The 18,597-nt window shown below is 65.1% G+C and carries 10 protein-coding genes and 11 pseudogenes; 12 read left to right on the top strand and 9 right to left on the bottom strand.

What is annotated here, in order from left to right; all coding sequences use genetic code 11:
* Positions 1–539 precede the first annotated feature (539 nt).
* From FQ389_RS17790 to FQ389_RS06830, 4 genes and pseudogenes are all read left to right on the top strand, one after another.
* Positions 540–707 carry a TetR/AcrR family transcriptional regulator gene (locus tag FQ389_RS17790; RefSeq protein WP_186296301.1) on the top strand — a complete coding sequence of 56 codons (168 nt, stop codon included), beginning with the start codon at positions 540–542 and terminating at the stop codon, positions 705–707.
* A 44-nt stretch (positions 708–751) separates the two neighbouring features.
* Positions 752–1,120 (top strand): annotated as a pseudogene (locus FQ389_RS06840) (nuclear transport factor 2 family protein).
* Between the two features lie 280 nt (positions 1,121–1,400).
* Positions 1,401–1,736, top strand: a pseudogene (locus FQ389_RS22220) (TIGR03854 family LLM class F420-dependent oxidoreductase); the annotation flags it as partial.
* Between the two features lie 75 nt (positions 1,737–1,811).
* Positions 1,812–2,753 carry an alpha/beta fold hydrolase gene (locus tag FQ389_RS06830; RefSeq protein WP_144206449.1) on the top strand — a complete coding sequence of 314 codons (942 nt, stop codon included), beginning with the start codon at positions 1,812–1,814 and terminating at the stop codon, positions 2,751–2,753.
* Positions 2,754–2,781: 28 nt separating this feature from the next.
* Here the strand turns inward: FQ389_RS06830 and FQ389_RS22215 are convergent.
* Positions 2,782–3,643 (bottom strand): annotated as a pseudogene (locus FQ389_RS22215) (sterol carrier protein domain-containing protein); the annotation flags it as partial.
* Positions 3,644–3,780: 137 nt separating this feature from the next.
* Between FQ389_RS22215 and FQ389_RS17785 the strand changes: the two are divergent.
* The 4 genes and pseudogenes from FQ389_RS17785 to FQ389_RS06810 all read left to right on the top strand — a co-directional run.
* Positions 3,781–4,167: an LLM class flavin-dependent oxidoreductase gene (locus FQ389_RS17785; protein WP_186296299.1), complete on the top strand. Its 387-nt coding sequence runs from the start codon at positions 3,781–3,783 to the stop codon at positions 4,165–4,167.
* Between the two features lie 34 nt (positions 4,168–4,201).
* A complete protein-coding gene (locus FQ389_RS17780) occupies positions 4,202–4,432 on the top strand; it encodes a hypothetical protein (RefSeq protein ID WP_186296298.1) in 231 nt (76 codons plus the stop codon).
* Positions 4,433–4,750: 318 nt separating this feature from the next.
* A pseudogene (locus FQ389_RS06815) lies at positions 4,751–5,863 on the top strand (LLM class flavin-dependent oxidoreductase).
* 19 nt (positions 5,864–5,882) lie between these two features.
* Positions 5,883–6,404, top strand: a pseudogene (locus tag FQ389_RS06810) (LLM class flavin-dependent oxidoreductase); the annotation flags it as partial.
* A gap of 890 nt (positions 6,405–7,294) precedes the next feature.
* Here the strand turns inward: FQ389_RS06810 and FQ389_RS06805 are convergent.
* Positions 7,295–7,940, bottom strand: a pseudogene (locus tag FQ389_RS06805) (acyl-CoA dehydrogenase family protein); the annotation flags it as partial.
* Positions 7,941–7,947: 7 nt separating this feature from the next.
* Positions 7,948–8,520 (bottom strand): annotated as a pseudogene (locus tag FQ389_RS06800) (TetR/AcrR family transcriptional regulator).
* 154 nt (positions 8,521–8,674) lie between these two features.
* Here FQ389_RS06800 and FQ389_RS06795 point away from each other — a divergent pair.
* The 3 genes and pseudogenes from FQ389_RS06795 to FQ389_RS06780 all read left to right on the top strand — a co-directional run.
* Positions 8,675–9,562, top strand: a complete 888-nt coding sequence (locus FQ389_RS06795) for a fructose bisphosphate aldolase (RefSeq protein ID WP_144206448.1) — start codon at positions 8,675–8,677, stop codon at positions 9,560–9,562.
* A 55-nt stretch (positions 9,563–9,617) separates the two neighbouring features.
* A pseudogene (locus FQ389_RS19330) lies at positions 9,618–10,820 on the top strand (molybdopterin-dependent oxidoreductase); the annotation flags it as partial.
* Between the two features lie 184 nt (positions 10,821–11,004).
* Positions 11,005–12,261: pseudogene (locus tag FQ389_RS06780) on the top strand (sensor histidine kinase); the annotation flags it as partial.
* A gap of 96 nt (positions 12,262–12,357) precedes the next feature.
* Here FQ389_RS06780 and FQ389_RS06775 read toward each other — a convergent pair.
* From FQ389_RS06775 to FQ389_RS06755, 6 genes and pseudogenes are all read right to left on the bottom strand, one after another.
* Entirely contained in the window at positions 12,358–12,636 is a 279-nt protein-coding gene (locus FQ389_RS06775) for a hypothetical protein (RefSeq protein WP_186296296.1), read from the bottom strand.
* Positions 12,637–12,784: 148 nt separating this feature from the next.
* A pseudogene (locus FQ389_RS06770) lies at positions 12,785–13,713 on the bottom strand (aromatic ring-hydroxylating oxygenase subunit alpha).
* A 15-nt stretch (positions 13,714–13,728) separates the two neighbouring features.
* Positions 13,729–14,724 (bottom strand): annotated as a pseudogene (locus tag FQ389_RS06765) (amidohydrolase family protein); the annotation flags it as partial.
* Between the two features lie 423 nt (positions 14,725–15,147).
* Complete coding sequence (locus FQ389_RS19325) at positions 15,148–15,363, bottom strand: hypothetical protein (RefSeq protein ID WP_260860558.1); 216 nt, start codon at positions 15,361–15,363, stop codon at positions 15,148–15,150.
* An 82-nt stretch (positions 15,364–15,445) separates the two neighbouring features.
* Complete coding sequence (locus tag FQ389_RS19320; protein WP_260860557.1) at positions 15,446–15,592, bottom strand: hypothetical protein; 147 nt, start codon at positions 15,590–15,592, stop codon at positions 15,446–15,448.
* Positions 15,593–15,803: 211 nt separating this feature from the next.
* Positions 15,804–16,742, bottom strand: a complete 939-nt coding sequence (locus tag FQ389_RS06755; protein ID WP_144206445.1) for an SAM-dependent methyltransferase — start codon at positions 16,740–16,742, stop codon at positions 15,804–15,806.
* Between the two features lie 215 nt (positions 16,743–16,957).
* On the opposite strand from FQ389_RS06755, the gene FQ389_RS06750 reads away from it, so the two are divergent.
* Positions 16,958–18,466: a PPE family protein gene (locus tag FQ389_RS06750; protein ID WP_186296295.1), complete on the top strand. Its 1,509-nt coding sequence runs from the start codon at positions 16,958–16,960 to the stop codon at positions 18,464–18,466.
* Positions 18,467–18,597 lie beyond the last annotated feature (131 nt).

Raw genomic sequence — 18,597 nt, 5'->3', positions numbered from 1 at the left:
CTCCTGGACGCGGCCGTGGGCGTAGCCCTATGGCCCGCACCTTGGATGCTGGCCGCCTTCATTGTGGCTCGCGCTGTGCTGATCTCCGTCGCGGAAAACGTATTTCACTACGGCACACCGAGACTTCCTTCGCGAGCGACCGGTTCGGTGAATCAGTTCGATACGTCGAGACCGACTTCCTCAACTGCGAGATCGTGCGCATCGCCTATCAACACGGCGTGGCGGCCCCGCTGAACACCGCCCATGGCGCGGCGCGCGCGACGGTGCGAGACGGTCGCGACCCGGGGCGTTACACCGCTTCCCAACCTGGCGGATCTGCTCGGGGTCAACGGGGTCAGCGCGTCTCGCAGCTGAGCCGTTCGGCGCCGGTCCAGACCGCGTCGCCGACCTGGTGTTGCCCCTGTTCTTTGATGTCGGGGGACTGCACGGACCGCTGCCGATGTTGCGTGCGGCGGCCACCAACCGGACCGCCTCCGACTCGTTGCTCGCGGTGTTTGTCGATCAGGTGGCGCCGACGCCGGGCGTCGTGGTCGCGAATCGTGCTGCCGAGCGGTCCGCGCTGGTCGGATCGCAGATTCTGGGGTCTGGCGACGGCTCGCTACATCCTGGGCATCCCGCCCCTGGTCGACATGGACGACGCGCGCCTCGTCGAATGGCTGCGACCGGTGTTCGTGCATTACCTCGCCGATCCGGCACCATGGATTTGATGCACCCGTTCTAAAAGGCGGTCGAGGACCGCGATGAGGCGGCCATGCAGGCGCTGCTGGCCGACGATGTCGTGTTCACTAGCCCGGTGGCGTTCAAGCCGTATGTCGGCAAGCCGATCACCGCGGCGATCCTGCGTGGAGTGATGCGGATCTTCGAGGATTTCCTCTACGTTCGGGAGATCACCGGCGCCGACGGGCCGCGACCACGCTCTGCTGTTCGAGGCCGTCGTGGCGGGCAAGAAGGTCAACGGCTGCGATTTCTGCATGTCGACGACGACGGCCTGATCGATGACTTCATGGTGATGGCGCGCCCGCTGTCGGTGGCGACGGTGTTGTCTGAGGCGATGGCCGCGCAATTCGACCGCATCCAGCAGGAAGCGGTGGAGCTGGCCGAAGAGTTCGCGGCAAAGTAACGAGCGACACTCGGCACAAGCGAGGCCCGCGGCGTGTTGGCGTAGGTTATGTGGACCACACACGGACGGAGACGCCGGTGAAGATTCGCTTCGGGGTAACCCTGGGGGGGGGGGCGGACAGCGCCCCCGGCCAGCTGTCGGCCATCGTCGATCATTTGGAAGGCCGCGGGGGTCGACTCGCTGTGGTTCTCCGAACTGGTTTACGCCCCGACGGTGGACCCCGTGGGCGGCATGGCCTACTCACTCGCCCGGACCAACCCGCTTGAAGGCGGGCACCTCGGTGGCGGTGTTGCCCGGCCGCCATCCCGTACTGGTGGCCAAACAGCGGGCGTCGCTAGCGGCCATCGCGCCCAAGCGGGTCCTTCCGGTCTTCGGGGTTGCGGTCGGCGATCCCCGCCGAGCGAGAGATCTTCACGGTCTCCGACGGCGAGCGCGCGGCGGTGTTCGACGAATTGCTGCAGGTGCTCCGTGCGGCGCTGTTCGAGGATTCCGCCAGTTACCAGGGCCGCTATTCACCGTCAGCGGGGTCGCGATCACCCCGAAACCATCACCCGCCACTGGATATTTGGTTGGGGGTTCCGCGCCGGCGGCATATCGGCGCATCGGTGCTCTGGCGGACGGCTGGTTGGGTGCCGCCGTCGATTATCGCTACTATGCCGCCGTCCGCCGCAGTTGGCCGCACAATAGCGCGATGCGGGCAGTTGGGAAGCTCTGGAGAACCGGCGCGTGTGTCGCGCTGCTGGCGGCGCTGGTCGGATGCGGTGCGGTCAACCACGGCGGCGGATCGGCATCCGGTGGCAGCGATTTCGCCGGGCCAATCGAGATCGGCAACGGCCGCCACTTGTACCTCGAATGTCATGGAAGGGGCACGCCGACAGTCATTTTGGACTCGGGTTATCACAATTCATCGGATCCCTGGAGTCAGTCCGACGCCGCCGCACCCGCGGTGGGGCCGGCCGTGCTGCCCGCGCTCGCCGACGAACATCGGGTCTGCGCCTACGACCGGCCGGGCACGCTTCGCTACCCCGACCCGCCCAGCATCACCGACCGCAGTTCCCCGGTCCCGATGCCGCGCACCGCGCAGGACGTGGTGCAAGACCTGCACGCATTGCTGGCCGCCGCGCACATTCCCGGACCCTACATCCTAGCCGGGCATTCGCTGGGCGGGCTGTTCGTCCGGCTGTATGCGCAGACCTACCCCGAGCAGGTGCGGGGCGTGGTGTTCGTGGATGCCTTTGCCGCCGAGATACCCGGTCTACTGGGACCGGCCTGGCCGATTTATCGCCAGCAATTGGATGAACCGTTGCCGCAGTTCGCCACTGCGCCCTCGTTCGAAGTGATCGACATCGACAAGAGCGTCGCCCAGGTCGCCGCGGCACCCCCGTTCCCGCCCGTTCCCACCGTGGTTTTGACCCGCACGGAGCCGTTCGCCGTTCCCGGCACCGCCTCGGCCGAGCAAAGTGCGCAGTTGGAGGATGCGTGGCGGGGCGGCGCGGCGGCGTTGATCGGGCTGCGCCCGCAGACACCGCATCTGATCGCGACCGGCAGCGACCATTTCATCCAGCTTCATCAGCCCGATCTGGTTGCGTCCGGGGTGCATCTGGTCATGCAGCGGTCCGCCGCTGCCCGCTGAAAGATCCAGTCCGGCCGGGTAACCGCCGTCAGAAAAACGTTCCGGCGTGGGGTACGTCGGGCACCGCGAAGAGTCGATCGGCGACGGCCAGCGCGTGCCGATCCCCTGGCCGGGCCAGCCCGGCCAGGGCGAGACCGCGCCAGGTGGTGCCACCGAGCAGAACGGCGCCCAGGCCCTCGGTGCCGACCTGCAGGTCGGGCTGCCGCCCGGTCGACACGGCCCCGTCGCCGGTGATCGCGAAAGTTGCCGAATTCTTCGGCAGCAACGGGTCATCGACGGCGATCGTGACCTCGCCGTCGCCGGCGTACGTGCGCGTCGTCAGCGCCCGCTCGACGTCGATTACCCGCAGCCAGATCTCATCGAGCATCGCGGTCACCCTGGCCGCGCGCCGATCGACCAGCAACGACGGCAGCGGGTCGTCGACGGGTAGCATCCAAAACTTCACCCGGTCAATGAAATCCAGGACGAACAGGAACCGCAACAGACCGAGATACGCGTCGGTGGTGGGGGCGAAAGTCCTCGACGACGATAGTCTGCTGGTCGCTGACGAACCACCTCTCCGTTCCCGATTTGGCGCCGGGCTCGCCATGCACCGCGACATACCAGGCGCCTGAAGATGATTCAGTGCGCAGCCGTACGCCCTCCCGCCAGACAGCTGAGCGGGCGATGGTGCCCGGCAGGAACGGACGACGGGCGTCATAGATGAGCGGCAGGTTGTCCCAGGCTTCGGTGGGCGACAGCAAGCGCACTGGACCACCGGAACCGACGCCCGGGCGAAACGCGGTCCGCCGCGTCTGAACTTCAACGGTGCGCGCCGAGCTGGCGACGCCGGATCCGTACCGCCCGTAAATTGTGACTTCCGACGCCCGCAACGAGGCCACCACCTCACCGCACAGTTCTCCGAGGGCAGGGTGCTGTTCAACGTCGTCAGCGGCAGCAACGACGCCGAACAACGCCGCTTCGGCGACTACCTCGGTCATGAAGAACGTACGCGCACACCGCCGACTTCCTTCAGATCGTCACCTCCGTGTGTACCCTGGAACGGTCAACTTCAGCGGCACCTACTACACCGTCGAGGACGCTCGGGTGTCGGGCCCCGCCGGCTCCCCTGCCGTGTATCTACTTTGGCAGCTCGTCTGCCGCCGCCCTGCCGGTCGCGGGACGGTTCGCGGACGTCTACCTGACCTGGGGCGAACCGCCGCAGGCCGCCGCGGCCAAGATCGACAAGGTCAGGGCCGAGGCCGCCGCGCACGGCCGCAAGATCCGGTTCGGGATTCGGTTGCACACCATCAGTCGCGACACCTCGGACGCTGCCTGGGCCGTCGCAGACCAGCTGCTCGCCGATCTCACCGCGGAGCAGATCGCCAAAGCGACCGCGCTGCACGCCAAATCCGAATCCGAAGGGCAGCGATGAATGACCGCGCTGCACGGGCTGCCGCCTGGACAGGTTGGAGATCTACCCGAATCTGCGGGCCGGAATCGGGCTGGTCCGGGGTGGGGACAGGACCGCGCTGGTCGGCAGTCATCGCGAAGTCGCCGACCCGATCCGCGAATACCACGCGCTGGGCTTCGACGAATTCATCCTGTCCGGCTACCAGCATCTGGAAGAGGCGTACTGGTTTGCCGAGGGTGTGCTTCCCCTGCTGGCTGGGGACGATCTGCGCCGCGCTTCGGCGTAGCGGGAACACGTTCGGCGGGTTGCCGGCCGCGATTTGTGTTCCGCATGATTTCAACACCACCGCTGCGTAGCGGGTGGGTGCGGCGCTTACGCGGGGCGGCACGATCCGGTCGTTATGGCTATAACTAATTAAAAACAGCGACAAGCACAAAGCGGGCGGCACCATGCGGATCGCGCAGTATCGTAGGCTGCCGGCACGTCCCGCGTGCACGTCGGCTAGCTAGGACAAACGGGCGACTCCCTGACGGGTATCCGGTCGCGTCAAATACGAAAGCGGTTCTGCTGATGCCCGATTCGTCGACTCTTGATTCACCTTGCCGTGGCCCTGAACGGTGCCGGCTGGCATCCGGCGGCCTGGCGCGAGGACGCACGCCCGCGGGAGCTGTTCAGCGCGGGCTACGGGGCCGATCTGGTCGTGGAGGCCGAACAGGCGGCGCTGGACTTCGTGACGATCGAGGACGCGCTGGCGTTGCAGTCCGACGATCCCTTCGACCCGGATGATCGCACCGACCGGGTCCACGGTCTCCCCGCAAAGGAACCAGGCTGGTGCCGACGGCGATTGTGACCCATATCGAGTCGTTCCACGTGTCCAAGGCGATCGCCACCCTTGACTACGTCTGCACGGGGGGGGGGGCGGATCCTGGTCTCGGGACGCCCCGACGTGGCAGCTCGTTTCGGGCGCCGCCCGCTGCCTCACCTGTTGGCCGGCGCGGCCGACGACCCCGCTGCACAGCAGCACATCGGCGAATTGCTGGCCGAGGCCGCCGATTACGTCGAAGTCGTACGCAGACTCTGGGACAGCTGGGGGACGATGCCGAAATCCGGGACGTCACGACCGGACGGTTCATCGACCGGAACAAGCTGCACTACATCGACTTCGCCGGCCGGTGGTTCTCGGTCAAAGGTCCCTCGATCACGCCCCGCCCACCCCAAGGCCAGCCGATCGTCGCCGCCCTGAGCCACGGCTTCCTCGTCGTATCGACTCATCGCCGACGTCGGCTTCGTCACGCCGCACACCGCCGCGCAGGCGGCCGACATCGCCGCCGAGATCAACACAGTGCACTGCGGGCGACGAGCGGACCCGGTCCTCGTCTTCGCGGATCTGCTGGTATTCCTCGACGACTCTGCCGCAGCCGCGCAAGCTCGTCGTAACCGACTCGACACCCGTGCCAGCACAGAATACCACTGCGAAGCCGAGGTTTTCGTCAGGAAGCCGGCGGAACTGGCGTGATTTTTGGTGGACTGGCACGCGGGCGGACTTTTCCGGATCCGGCTACGCCCGGCCGCGCTGCCACATGACCTGCTCCAGATCACCGATGCGGTGGTGCCGCAGTTGCGTCGGAGCGGGCTGTTCCGGGACACATACGGCGACAACACATTGCGTGGGTTGCTCGGGTTGGCAAGACACGCCAACCGATACGCGACCACGTGATACAGTCGAGGATTTACGAATGACCAAGCTTATCAAGCAAATCCACCTCGCGGCGCATTTCCCCGGCGTCAACAACACGACGATGTGGAGCGACCCGGCAGCCGGAAGTCACATCGAGTTCAGCTCGTTCGCGCAGTTCGCCCGGACCGCGGCAAGTTCGATTTCTTGTTCCTGGCCGAGGGGTTGCGGCTGCGTGAGCAGAACGGCCAGATCTACGACTTCGACGTGGGCCGTCCCGACACGTTCACCATCCTCGCCGCGTTCGCTGCGGTGACCGACCGGCTGGGGGCTGACCGGCACCATCAACTCGACGTTCAACGAGCCCTACTAGGTGGCCCGGCAATTCGCGTCCCTGGAACATCCCTCCGGCGGACGTGCCGCGTGGAACGTCATCACCTCGTGGGATGCCTTTACCGGCGAGAACTTTCAGCGCGGTGGCTTCCTGGCCGAAGGCCAACGATACGAGCGGGCCAAGGCTTTTCTGCAGACCACCCAGGAACTGCTCAGCGGAGGCGCGCGCAGGGCCGAGGACGTGATCGCCCACCTCGATCAGGCCGACGAACAGCGGTGCGCTGGAACGGGATACGAAGGGAATTAGCAGAAACGCCAGCGTTGAGATCGCCGTCAGCACCGCGGCGATCCTGCCCACCCGCCCGATCACCCGCGGCACCCGGTCGGTCGCCACGTCGGCCGCGCAGTCGCACACCGCGAGTTGATCGAAGACCAACAGCCAACCGACGACGCCGGGTTTGATCCCGGCCTACGCGGCCAGGCGCGACAGATAGATGACGTACTCCACCCAGGTCAGCCCAACACCAGCGGAGGTAAGCCGAATCATAGTCCGACTTTGGTCGACACGACGCGCGGCATGCGGGCCTTTCTGACGCGTACACCTGCATGAAGGAATACGGAGCGGTCGCGCAGGACGATGCGGGTCTGGATGGTTTACGTCGTCAGAACGGACAGGAACCGAAATTGCGGCGGGCACCAACGCGTCGCATTTGCGGCACGCGATGTATCCGGTTGGCGCGCAGCCCTATCCGAGTGTCTTGACACCCGAAGCGGCGATCGTGCCTGTAGTCTGAGGTGACCGTGCAAGCGACACCGTCGGGCTTCGGTGTGCAGCTGAACGGGCCGATGCCGGCGGTTTGGTCGCAGCCCAGGGTCGGCGTGTTTTCGCAGGCGTTGCCCAGACACGAAACACCCGTGCAGTTGGTGACCACACCGGTGGCCGACAACCGCACGGACTGCGGCGGGTCGTTCGTCTGGCAATAGGCTTCGTCGGCTACGGCTGGCTCACGCTGATAGTTGATTTCGCAGCTGATGTTACGGGACGGCGACAGAACGCGCAGGTCGAGGTCGTGCAGACGGGGTTGTCCACCGCGGCCGCGGGCATCCCCGCCCACGGATCCCGTGCTTCTTGAATTTCTAGCCCTGGCTCATCAGGCCCTTGGTGTCGGGCGGGATGACGAACGACACTTGCCCGCGAGCGCCGAGTTCTAGACCGACGCGACCACGATGTGCACGTTGGCGATACCGCCATTGGTCGCCCAGGTCTTGGTGCCGTTGAGCACCCACTCGCCGGTGGCCTCGTCATAGCGGGCCCGGGTGCGGATGGCCCCGACGTCCGAGCCCGCGTCGGGTTCCGACGAACAGAACGCGCCGAGCTTGGGGTCGCCGGCCGTCCCGAACATTTCGGGCAGCCAACGGCCCAGCTGTTCGGGAGTTCCGTTGCCTGCCAAGGCCGCCGCGGCCAGTCCGGTGCCCATGATGGACAGCGCGATGCCGGCGTCGCTCCGGAACATCTCCTCGAACGCGGTGAGAAAACCCAGCCCGGTGGGCTCGGCGGCCTGCAGCGCGAAGAAGTGAGGGAGTAGAGGCCGACCTTCGCGGCCTCCTGGATCACCGGCCACGGGGTCTCTTCGCGTTCGTCCCATTCGGCCGCGGCGGGGCGGATCGTGTCGGCGGCGAACCGGTATACCCAGTCGCGCACCGCGATCACGTCGTCGCTCAATTGCAGGGAGTTAAAGTCACGGTCGGTTTTGTAAAGACGGTTGCGGTCAGTGTTTTCGGGGATTGATGTGCTACGCGAGGATGCTGACCGTCTGGTCGACCCACGCCTCCGAAGTAGCGGTCCTCGTCAACGTTGCCCGGCAGCCGGCCCGACAGCGCCCGCAGCGTCGCCGCGTAGGACAGGGAGGCGATCGCCACGGCCGCGGTGGCCTCGGGATCGGGGATGCTGGTGCGTCCGGCGCGATTGGCCGCGGTCAGTTCGTCGGCGAACCGCTGGTAGGCGTTGTCGGTGATCACCTGCCAGGTTTTCTCGTCGAGCGCTTCGGGTTCGCGCAGCATGACCATGAGCAAATCCTCGCTATGGTTTTAGATTGCTCTAGATCAGTTGACCCGCAGTGCGCACCGCCTGTTCGACGCTACCCGGCGCCGTACTGTTCGCACGCGGCGACGATGTTGTCGATCCGGTGTGTCACCGCGGCCTCGAGCAGTTCACGCTTGGAGACTAAAGTGCTTGTACAACGCGCCCGACCCCGGGGCCAAGCCGACACCCGCTGGATGTCGGCGACCGACGTGGCCACATAGCCCTTCGCGGCGAAAAGTTTCAGCGCCTCGGCCAGTAGCCGGGCGCGTCCCGAATCGGCCACGGTGTAGAGAGTACTCACTCACCACTAGAGTGGCAAACCCGTGCGGTCCCGCGCGGCCGCACCGGGGCGGTAGCCGGAAGGGGCGGCGGTGCGCAATGCTGGGGTGTGGGTGAACGGGCCCGCGCCCGGACCGAGCGACGACGGAGGGAAGGCAATGAACGAAGAGCAGCGCAATGCGATGGCGTCGGGGCAGGGCTTTATCGCCGCTCTGGATCAAAGCGGCGGGAGCACGCCGAAAGCTCTCAAGCTGTACGGGATTGCGGATGACGCCTACGACGGCGACAAGCAGATGTTCGACCTCATCCACCAGATGCGTACCCGGTTGATCACCAGCCCGAGTTTTTCCGGCGACAAAGTGATCGCGACGATCCTGTTCGAGCAGACCATGGACCGCACCATCAACGGTGAGGATTCCGCCGCGTTACTGTGGAAGCAGAAGCACATCGTGCCGTTCGTGAAGGTCGACCAGGGGTTGAGCGAGGCCGACAACGGCGTTCAGCTGATGAAGCCAATGACGAAGCTCGACTCGCTGCTGGAACGTGCGGTCAGCAAGGGCGTCTTCGGCACCAAAATGCGCTCGTTCATTCAGGAACCGAACGAGAAAGGCATCGACGTCATCGTCGACCAGCAATTCGAGTACGCCGACAAGATCGCCGCCAGCGGACTGATGCCGATCATCGAACCCGAGGTCAGTATCGACAGCCCCGACAAACTGACGGCGGACGCCCTGCTGGTCTCGGCGCTGCGCACCAGGCTCGACGGCCTCCCGGCCGATCGGCAGGTCATACTCAAGCTGACCCTTCCCGACGAGGACGATCTGTACGCGCCACTGATCGCGCATCCGCGGGTGATGCGGGTGGTCGCCCTGTCCGGCGGCTACAGCCTGGCCGAGAGCTGCCGGGTGCTGCGCAGCAATCACGGCCTGATCGCCAGCTTCTCTCGTGCTCTGACGGAGGGGCTGACCGCGCAGCAGGGTGACGCCGAATTCGACGAGAAACTCGGGTCTAATATCGAGGACATCTACGTGGCGTCAATCACTTAGGCCCGACCGTTAGGCTGCTGGTCATGCCTGGAAAACTGCCCTAGCCGAAGATCGTTTGGAATGGCCCGTGCTGCGTCAGCTCCGGTCGGGCGACGTGTTCGGCAGAGGCCCGGAGGTCACTTCCAGGCACACCCGCGCGCTCACGCCGCGCACCACGACGACGGACCGGGTCGTGCAGAGCGTCTGCCCCTACTGCGCGGTGGGCTGCGGCCAGAAGGTGTTCGTCAAGGACGAGAAGGTCGCACAGATCGGGGGCGGACCCCGATTCGCCGATCTCGCGTGGTCGACCCTGCCCCAAGGGGTCGGCGAGTGGGCAGTTGGTCAACTCGCCGGTACGGCAGCTGGAGGTGCTCAACCGGGCACCGCGGGCGACCGAATGGCAGCGGCTGGACCTCAACACCGCGATCGACATGGTGGCCGACCGGTTCGTCGAGTCCCGCCGCCACACCTGGCAGGACATCGACAAGAAGGGCAACCTGCTGCGGCGCACCATGGGGATCGCCGCGCTGGGCGGGGCGACGCTGGACAACAAAGAGAACTATCTGATCAAGAAACTCTTCACCGCGGCCGGCGCGATTCAGATCGAGAACCAAGCCCTTATCGACACAGTTCCACGGTTCCCTGCCTGGGAGCCTTGTTCAGGCGCGGCGGCGCCACCCAACCACTGCAAGACATGGCCAACGCCGATTGCATCATCATCCAGGGTTCCAACATGGCCGAGTGCCATCCGGTGGGATTCCAGTGGGTGGAGGAAGCCAAAACGCGTGGCGCAAAGCTGATTTACGTCGACCCGCGCTTCATCCGCACGTCGGCGGTATCGGACAAGCACATCCCGTTCCAGGCGGGCTCGGACGTGGTACTGCTCAACCTCGTCCTGCGCAACGACCTATGGTTCAAGGAGTACGTGGTCGCCTTCACTAACGCGGCCACGCTGATCAACGAGGACTTCAGGGACACCGTAAACCTCGGCGGCTTGTTCTCCGGCTTCGATCCCGCGACCGGGCAGTACGACCTGTCGACGTGGGCGTACGCCACCGCCGACGGTGACGGCGCCAAAGCAGCATCGCCGGTCCGGACGACGGGTACGAGCACGGCGCGTCAGCGTCGGCGCGCGGCGGGCGACCAGCACGGCATGGGCGGGCCCGCGCTGGCGCACGCCCGGGTGCTGCGCGACGAGACCCTGCAGCATCCGCGGACGGTGTTCCAGATCCTCAAGCGGCATTACGCCCGCTACACCCCGGAGATGGTGACCAACCTCTCATCCAATCGAGAGTCGATGCCGCAACGACCCGTCGTCGACCCGAGCCGGCCGGCTCATCGGGTGCATGATAACGGGTCGTGATCGCCGCCAATCAGCAAGGGAGCCCCACATCCGCGCATTGATAAAGATCCGGCTGCCGATACGTGTGCTGTCGTTGCGCACGATTGTCATCGTCGCGTAATTGAGCGTGATCGCTCTGGTCGTCACGCTCGATGTGTGGGTCTGGGTCGGGGTCACCAAACAATACAGCCAGCTCAATCGCCGCCTGGACTCCGTGAGCAGCCTCGGCGACATCAACACGCTGCTCAACAGCGCACACCAAACCAACCCCGATCGCCAGACGCCGGACGGCAACCTGGTCTACATGGCGCGCGTCGGCCCCGTGACCGTGTCGCTACCCAGCGACATCGTCCTGCCCAAACTCGCCAACGGGTATGCGAACACGACGATCAACAGCGTGCAGTACCGCGTCCGCACCTTCGAGGCGGGTGCGGCCTCGATCGCACTCGCCGCACCCTTGGCCGAAGCCCAGCACCGGATCAACGAACTGCACTTGCGGGTGCTGTTGATCTGCGCGGGTGTCATCGGCGGCACGTTCCTAGTCGGTTGGGTAATCTCGTTGATCATGGTGAATCCCTTCGTGCTGCTCGCCAGGCAAGCCCGCGCCATCAACGCCCAATCCAGTCCGGACGAGGTCCAAGTCAGCGGGGTGCGGGAGGCGTCGAGCAGATGCTGGCCCGCATCGGCAATGAGCAACAGCGCACCAGGGCGGCGCTGGAATCGGCCCGCGATTTCGCCGCCGTCGCCTCCCACGAACTGCGCACCCCGCCGACGGCGATGCGCACCGATTTGGAGGTGCTGTCCACGCTCGAGCTCGCCGCCGAGCAGCGCGAGGAGGTCATCGGTGACGTCATCCGGACCCAGAGTCGCATCGAAGCGACCTTGACGGCGCTGGAACGCCTGGCGCAGGGGGCTGACGACCGTCGATGACTTCGTCCCATTCGACATCACCGAGTTGTTGGACCGTTACGCGCATGACGCGCTTCGGGTCTACCCGGACGTGGAGGTACCGCTGGTGCCGTCGCCGACCGTGCTGATGGTAGGTCTGCCCACGGGACTGCGGCTAGTGATCGACAACGCGATCACCAACGCCGTCAAACACGGCAACGCGTCCAAGATCCAACTCACCGTGAGTAGTTCGGCGAGAGCGTGGAAATCGCCATCGACGACAACAGCACCGGCGTTCCCGAAGACGAACGCACCGCGGTGTTCGCCCGCTTTTCGCGTGGTTCGACGGCATCACGATCGGGTTCGGGATTGGGACTGGCGCTGGTGGCCCAGCAAGCCCAAATTACACGGCGGGTCGGCATCTCTGCACGCGAGCCCGCTGGGCGGGTCGCGGCTGCTACCCAAGCTGGCAGGGGACGGCCGGGGTCCCCGCTTGACTCGGTTCGTTCGAAACAGCTGGCGCCGCGACAGATTTGAGATACAACGCCGACGAACCTCGAATCAGCCATGAAGGCCGGCGACCCCTCTACAGCGGCGCCTGGTCGGTCAGGTTGAGCATCACGTAGGCGAGGCAGAACAGGAAGTTCAACACGAGTAGGACCATCCCGGCGAACATTAGCGAGCGGGTGCCCTGACGCTTTAGTTGCTGCAGCTTCGCGTTGCGCTCGTCGCGCTTCATCCGGGTCGCGATGAGGGCGAAGTTGACGTCGGTGACTTCCTCGTCGCTCACCGGCATACCCGCGAGCATCTGCTGCAGCCGCACTGGACCGGTGTCCACCCCGACGTTTGCAAAAGACCGACACATGCGCCTCGCCCGTCGCCCGCCGACAATCTGATATCGCATATGCAACCGATGCGGCAGCTGTCCTCGTCCGTTACCACAGGGATTCGACGCGGTCGTCACAAGCCAGAAGTCTAGACCCGATCGTGACTTTCCGCGGCCCGCCCACCGATTAAATCAACCGGGTGAATTCGCTGGGTTCCGGTATGCCGCCACGCATCCGATCCGCCTCCGGCAGGTCGAAATACCGCTCCAGATTGCGGTGCATGTTGATCACTTGACGCTCCTCACCCGAGAGCACGATGTGGGTGAACCCGGGTTGGTGCATGCTGCGCTGCACGCCGGCGAGGACGCGGATGTCCTGGGTCAGCACCACGCCGGGCTCGGACTGGTCGGCCGGCATCCGGACGTCAGTCGGCTTGCTACGCGGCGCGTCCGGCTTCCCAAACCTCTTCGTCGGACAGCGCGCCTTCGAAGCGTGGGCTCTGCACACCGTACGGTTGGTCGGACTTGCCCGTATGGTCCCAGATCTGTTGCGGCGCATGGATGTCGTCGACACAGCGTAGCAACTCCGGGTGCAGCAACGGCATCGCGTCGGCGTCCAGGTTGACGAAGACCAGCCCCGCCCAGGTGTCGACCCGAACCGGCAACAGCGGGAACTCGGACAGCCGCAACGCGCCGAAACCTCTGCGGTTGGGCACTCGCTTGAGCATGCCGGCCAGGTCCCAGGTCCAGCCGTGATAGCCGCACTTGAGTTCGCGCAACCCCGAACCCGAATTCACGCACAGCGAGTTACCGCGGTGGTGGTAGACATTCTGAAACGCGCGCAGCCCGGCGCTCGGTGCCGCCGGGTCGCGGACGATCAGCACCGCGTACGGGCCGCAGCGGTACTCGAAGCAGTTCCCCTGCTCCGCGACATGGTCGACTGTGCAGGCCACCTGCCACACCTTCGGCCACATTTGTTCGGTTTTGAGTTGCGCGAACGCGGGCTAGTAGTACCGCTCGGCCGGGACCCAGGGTCGGACCGTCGGGCGGCGTGCCGATCGCGTCCTCCTGGGCATGCGAGCGGGTTCGTGCCGACTTGCCGGGGGCCGCTTTCACCGGACCGGTCCTCAGCGCGCCCCGCGCACCAAGCCGGCCGGGCCGGGCCCCGGTGTCGACATCGTTGCGCCGGGTCACCACGCCGCTGACTATGGTCGCCACGTAACCGCTTGAGCCTTGCAGGATCCGGTTACCGCCCGCGGGCAGGTCGAAGTCCATCGCCCAGCGGGGTGCAGCGTCAGCGCATCGAGATCGATGACGTTGAGGTCAGCCTTCTTGCCGGGCTCGATGTTGCCCTGGTCGGTCAGCCCGAACAGATAAGCTGTGTCCCGGTCCTGTTTGCGGATCACATATTCCAGCGCCAACTTGTCGCCGCGGTGCCGGTCGCACGCCCAGTGGGTGAGAAGGAAGTTGAGATAGGATGCGGCGCAGATCATTCAGCAGTGGGCACCGCCATCGGAATGACCCAGCACCCCGGCGGGATGCAACAGCATCTCGCGGATCGTGTCGTGGTTGCCGTCGGCGCTTTTGAACAGCGGCAGCATCAGCATCGCGGTCGCGTTCCGCTCGAGCATCAGGTAGTACAGCGTCGACAGCGGATCCTCGCCGCGCGTCCGGGCGATGGCCGCGACGTTGCGGTCGGGCGTGGGTTCGTAGTCGGGCGGATCACCGAGGGCGAACAGCCGCCCCAGCGAATGTTGCGCCAGCGCTAACAGCCCGTCGAACAACAGGAGCGGGTCGGCGGGCGGGTCGTCCTCGGCCAGGATTGCGGAATTGACCGCCGGATCGGCCAGGCGCTGCGGCAAGCTCCTCGCGCCGCACTCGGACTTCAGCCGGCGATAGGTGGGGCGGTGGCTGAAGCCGTGGTGACTCTGGAACCCGATCATCATGCCGAATGGACGCGCGGCGACTTGCGGGTACAACCAGCTGCCGGCGGCGTGCGCGTCCGCAAACAGGTCCAGCATCTCGCGCCACAAGTGCGGGTCGGTGTCGACCTGGATCAGCGCGAACGACACCGGCCGGTCGATCCTCGCCGCTCAGCCGCCGCATCCAGTCCAGTTCTTTACTTGGGCACGGCCGCCCACTTGTCCTGCGCGGTTTCGCGAGCCTCCTTGATTTGATCTCCTGCTCGGCAGCCGCCCGGGCATCCTGCCGGTCGTCAATCGTGGTGTCGTGACGCGCTTTTAGCTTCACGTCGGCCTTGTCGATCCAGCGGGTCACCCGCGCATCGAGCGCAGCGGCCTTGCCGAGGGTTTCGGAACGCCGGGCGAGCGAGGCGCCACGCTCGGCGAGATCTGCGTACCTGAGCGCCATGCCGATGGCCGCGTCCAGCGCACCGAGGGATCGTTCGTACATCAGCCGGGCCGGAGCTTCGGTACCGATCCGTGCGACCACTCGCTCCTCGATCAACTGCAACGGGAACCGGGCAGGGTGATATTGGAAGCGCACAACTGCGAACGGGACGTCGATCAATTTCATTGCGTACTCCTGGGTTTAGCCGAGCCGTCCTCGGTGCTCAGCTGTCGGATTCGGATTCCGGCGCAGTCGTTCGGCCGCCAGCTTCTCGTTGGCGGCCACCTGCACCTCGCTGTGATGCTCCGCCGCGGCTTCGGTGGCTTCGACTGCGGCGGCGTGCATTTGCGCCCGTTCCTCGGCTTTGGCCTGCCGTATCTGGCGTTCGGCGTCCGCATTGGCCTGCGCCTGCTGCACCGATGCGCTGTGCTGAGCTGGTCGGCGGCGCGCTGCTGGGCCGCCCGGCCGCGGCTGCCTGGGCATTGGCCGCTGCACGTTGTTAAGCCCCTTCGATTTTCGCCTCGGCTTCGTGCGCCCGTGCCCGTTCGGCCTGCTGCTCGGCCACCGCGTCGATCCCGTTGGCCTTCCGGCGTTTCTGCGCCTGCTCGAGTTGCCCCTCGGCGGTCAGCGAGTCGTTGCCGCTCACGGCACCGACAAATTCTTTCAGCTTGCCCTTTATTAAAGTCTAGCAGTCGCTCGCGCGCCTGGCCGGATTTGCCTTGGTCAGCCATGAAATTTCCTTCAGCCCGGCCATCCGGGTTCATGGGTACTCAATCCAGCTTGTCCACGGCGGGCGGCGTGTTAGCCGTGGCAGCTTGTAGGGTTCCCACTTAGCCGTGCGAATCGATGAATTTGCGCTAGGCCAGAAATCGCTCGCTGTAGGGCGCGAATGCCGTGGACCGACTGGCGGTGACGAAGCTGATCGCACTGAAGGTGAACCATGCGTGTTGGCCGATTTGTGGGGCCGGCCGGTTGTTGTTTTTCAAGAGGTCCAACAGCTCGATACGGTCGACCTGCCAGCCATGGCATCGAAACCAGGTGGCAGCTTCGTCGCGCCACTGGTTGCACATCAACGACAGGAACTTCAACGCGCCCGAATCACGGCGCCTGCTGGCGTCGGTAAACAACTTGGTCATGACCACGTTCGACTGTGCCGCCATTTGTTCGATGGCGACACAGCTACCCGGTGAAGACAGCGCGGCGATTCCCTCAAACAGTTGCCGTTGCGCATCGCCGCCTAGATACATCAACAATCCCTCAACGAGCCACGTCGTGGGGCGATTCGGATCAAAACCATTGTTCTGGAGGAGTTCCCACCATTCGTCGCGCAGGTCTGCCTCGACCTCACGTCGACCGATCCGTGTGGCGGCGCCCAGCCCTGCCAGCACTTGTCGTTTGAAAGAGTGGACCGCAGGGCGGTCCAGTTCAAACAGCACGGTGTCGGGATTCCACGGCAATCGGAAGGCGCGAGAATCCAATCCGGCCGCCAAGATCACGACCTGACGCACTCCGGCCGCGATCGCAGTAGCGCAAAAGTTGTCAAAGTAGCTGGTCCGAGCACCTTGGTAGTTCACAAAGTGCAGGCCGAAGTCACGGGTGCACAGCTTGTGATCCGGGGCGGCGCCGTCGAGGAGTTGCGCCAGTTCGCCCCCTGCGGCACGGCAGAAGGATTCGGCGTACTGGTCAACAGCGAGCGGAGAAAGTTTGCGGGCCTCCAGCGCTCGCGCTGCCGCGACGAAAAGCGCGGTTGCACCGACTCCGGTGGCAATGTCCCACGAGTGTGTATCGGTACGCATGGTTGCCCACAGTATCAAGGATCGAAGTTTCGACAACCCGTTGAAATAACCATCTCTCGCCAACTTAGATGCGAAGCTAGGGAACTTCTGGGGCTGTCATGCTGACTACTGACCTGAGCACCAGTGGTGCATTATAGAATATAATATGCGATGATGCTAATCATATATTCTCACTGTAAGCTGGCTATGCAGACATCACCCGGGGAGGAAGCACTGTGACATCGCCCATCTGGCTGGCGTTTCCTCCCGAGGTGCATTCGAGTCTGCTGACCAACGGCCCGGGGCCGGGACCGTTGCTTGCGGTTGCGGCGCAGTGGCAGAACCTCAGTGGCCACTACAGCCAAGCCGCCATCGAGTTGAGCTGCGTGCTCACCGAAATCCAAACCAGTTCATGGCAGGGGCCGAGCAGCGCCTTGTACGTGTTGGCGCACGTGCCTTATCTCGCCTGGCTGGAAGGAGCCGCCGCCAAGAGCGCCGTGACGGCCGCCGCACACGAGACGGTGGCGGCCGCATACGTCGCCGCGTTCGCGGAGATGCCGACGCTACCAGAATTAGTCGCCAATCACGCCGCACACGCGACACTGGTAGCCACCAACTTCTTTGGCATCAACACCATTCCGATTGCCCTCAACGAAGCCGATTACGTTCGGATGTGGATTCAGGCTGCGCAAGCGATGTCTGTCTATGAAATGACGTCCGCTGCGGCGCTGACATCGGTACCAGTAATCCCGCCGCCACCAGGGATTCTTGCCCACGCTCAGTCGAGCGCCTCCGGCATGGGCGGTGGAATGGGGCCACCGACGCCGCCGCAGGGGCTGTGGAACCAGATTAAGTGGCTGCTACAGACCCTGCTGCAGCAGTACGAATTCTTCATCAAGTGGCTACTGGATCCAGCAAGCTTCACTCCTCAGCAGATCCTGGATGGTCTCATCGGCACATTGAAGACACTGCTGTTTCAACTGATCCCGGACTTGCTCCTACATCCGAGCATCGGGAGTTTCTTCCTCGTCCTCGTCTATGTGTCGATGGCCCTGGTGCATGCCAGCCAGTTACTCATTGTGGCCTTGCCCTATCTCGCCCCGTTGGTGGCTCCGGCCGTGTTAGCTGCCGCGGGCCTCACGGGACTGGGGACACTCGGAGCCATCCCGACCGGGGTGGGTACGGCGCCGGTGGCAGCGCTGGCTCCACCCGTCCCGAGTGCGCCGGCTTTTCAACGGCTGACGCCGCCGATCACTCCGCCCACTTTCACCGGCCCAACGAGCAGCCCATCTTCCCCGCAACCGACCGCCCTCCACACCGACGCACCGGCGCCGGGCGCCGCATCGCCGGCCTCCGGCGCCCTATCGCTTTACGCCGCGGCCGCCACCCCCGATTCCGGCGGCTGGCTGGAGCCACCAACCACCAGCGTGGCGGCGGCTGCGGTGTCCAGAGGCGAGGAGCAGTCGGCGACCACCGCTGTGCTGCCACCGAGATCGCGCCGGCGAACCAAGACCGGAACCAGGGACTATGCCCACCGGCACGAGTACCTCGAGTGTGCCCCAGAAGACGGACCGGCTGGTCATCACGAATTGTGGCCGTCCGCACAAGGAGCCGGTGTGATCGGTTCATCCGGCACCGAACCGGTGGGAGACAGACCTCGTGGATTGGTGTTCGACGCCCCCATCGGCGCCGCGGCCCGCATCGTTCCGCTGTTACCCCAGTCCCAAGCAGGTGAGGATGTGTAGCCTCGCGAAGCGCCGACCACCGTCCGATGAACCATGCTGCTGAGACCACGACTGTCGAGGCGTAAGGCCGTGACAGCGGTACTGCTGACGTTCACCCTGCCGGCATGCGCGCCCAACCCTCTCCGGTATGA

It is taken from the genome of Mycobacterium tilburgii (genome assembly GCF_902168065.1).
GTDB classification, from domain to species: Bacteria; Actinomycetota; Actinomycetes; order Mycobacteriales; family Mycobacteriaceae; genus Mycobacterium; species Mycobacterium tilburgii.
This window is presented reverse-complemented; position numbering and strand designations above follow the sequence as displayed.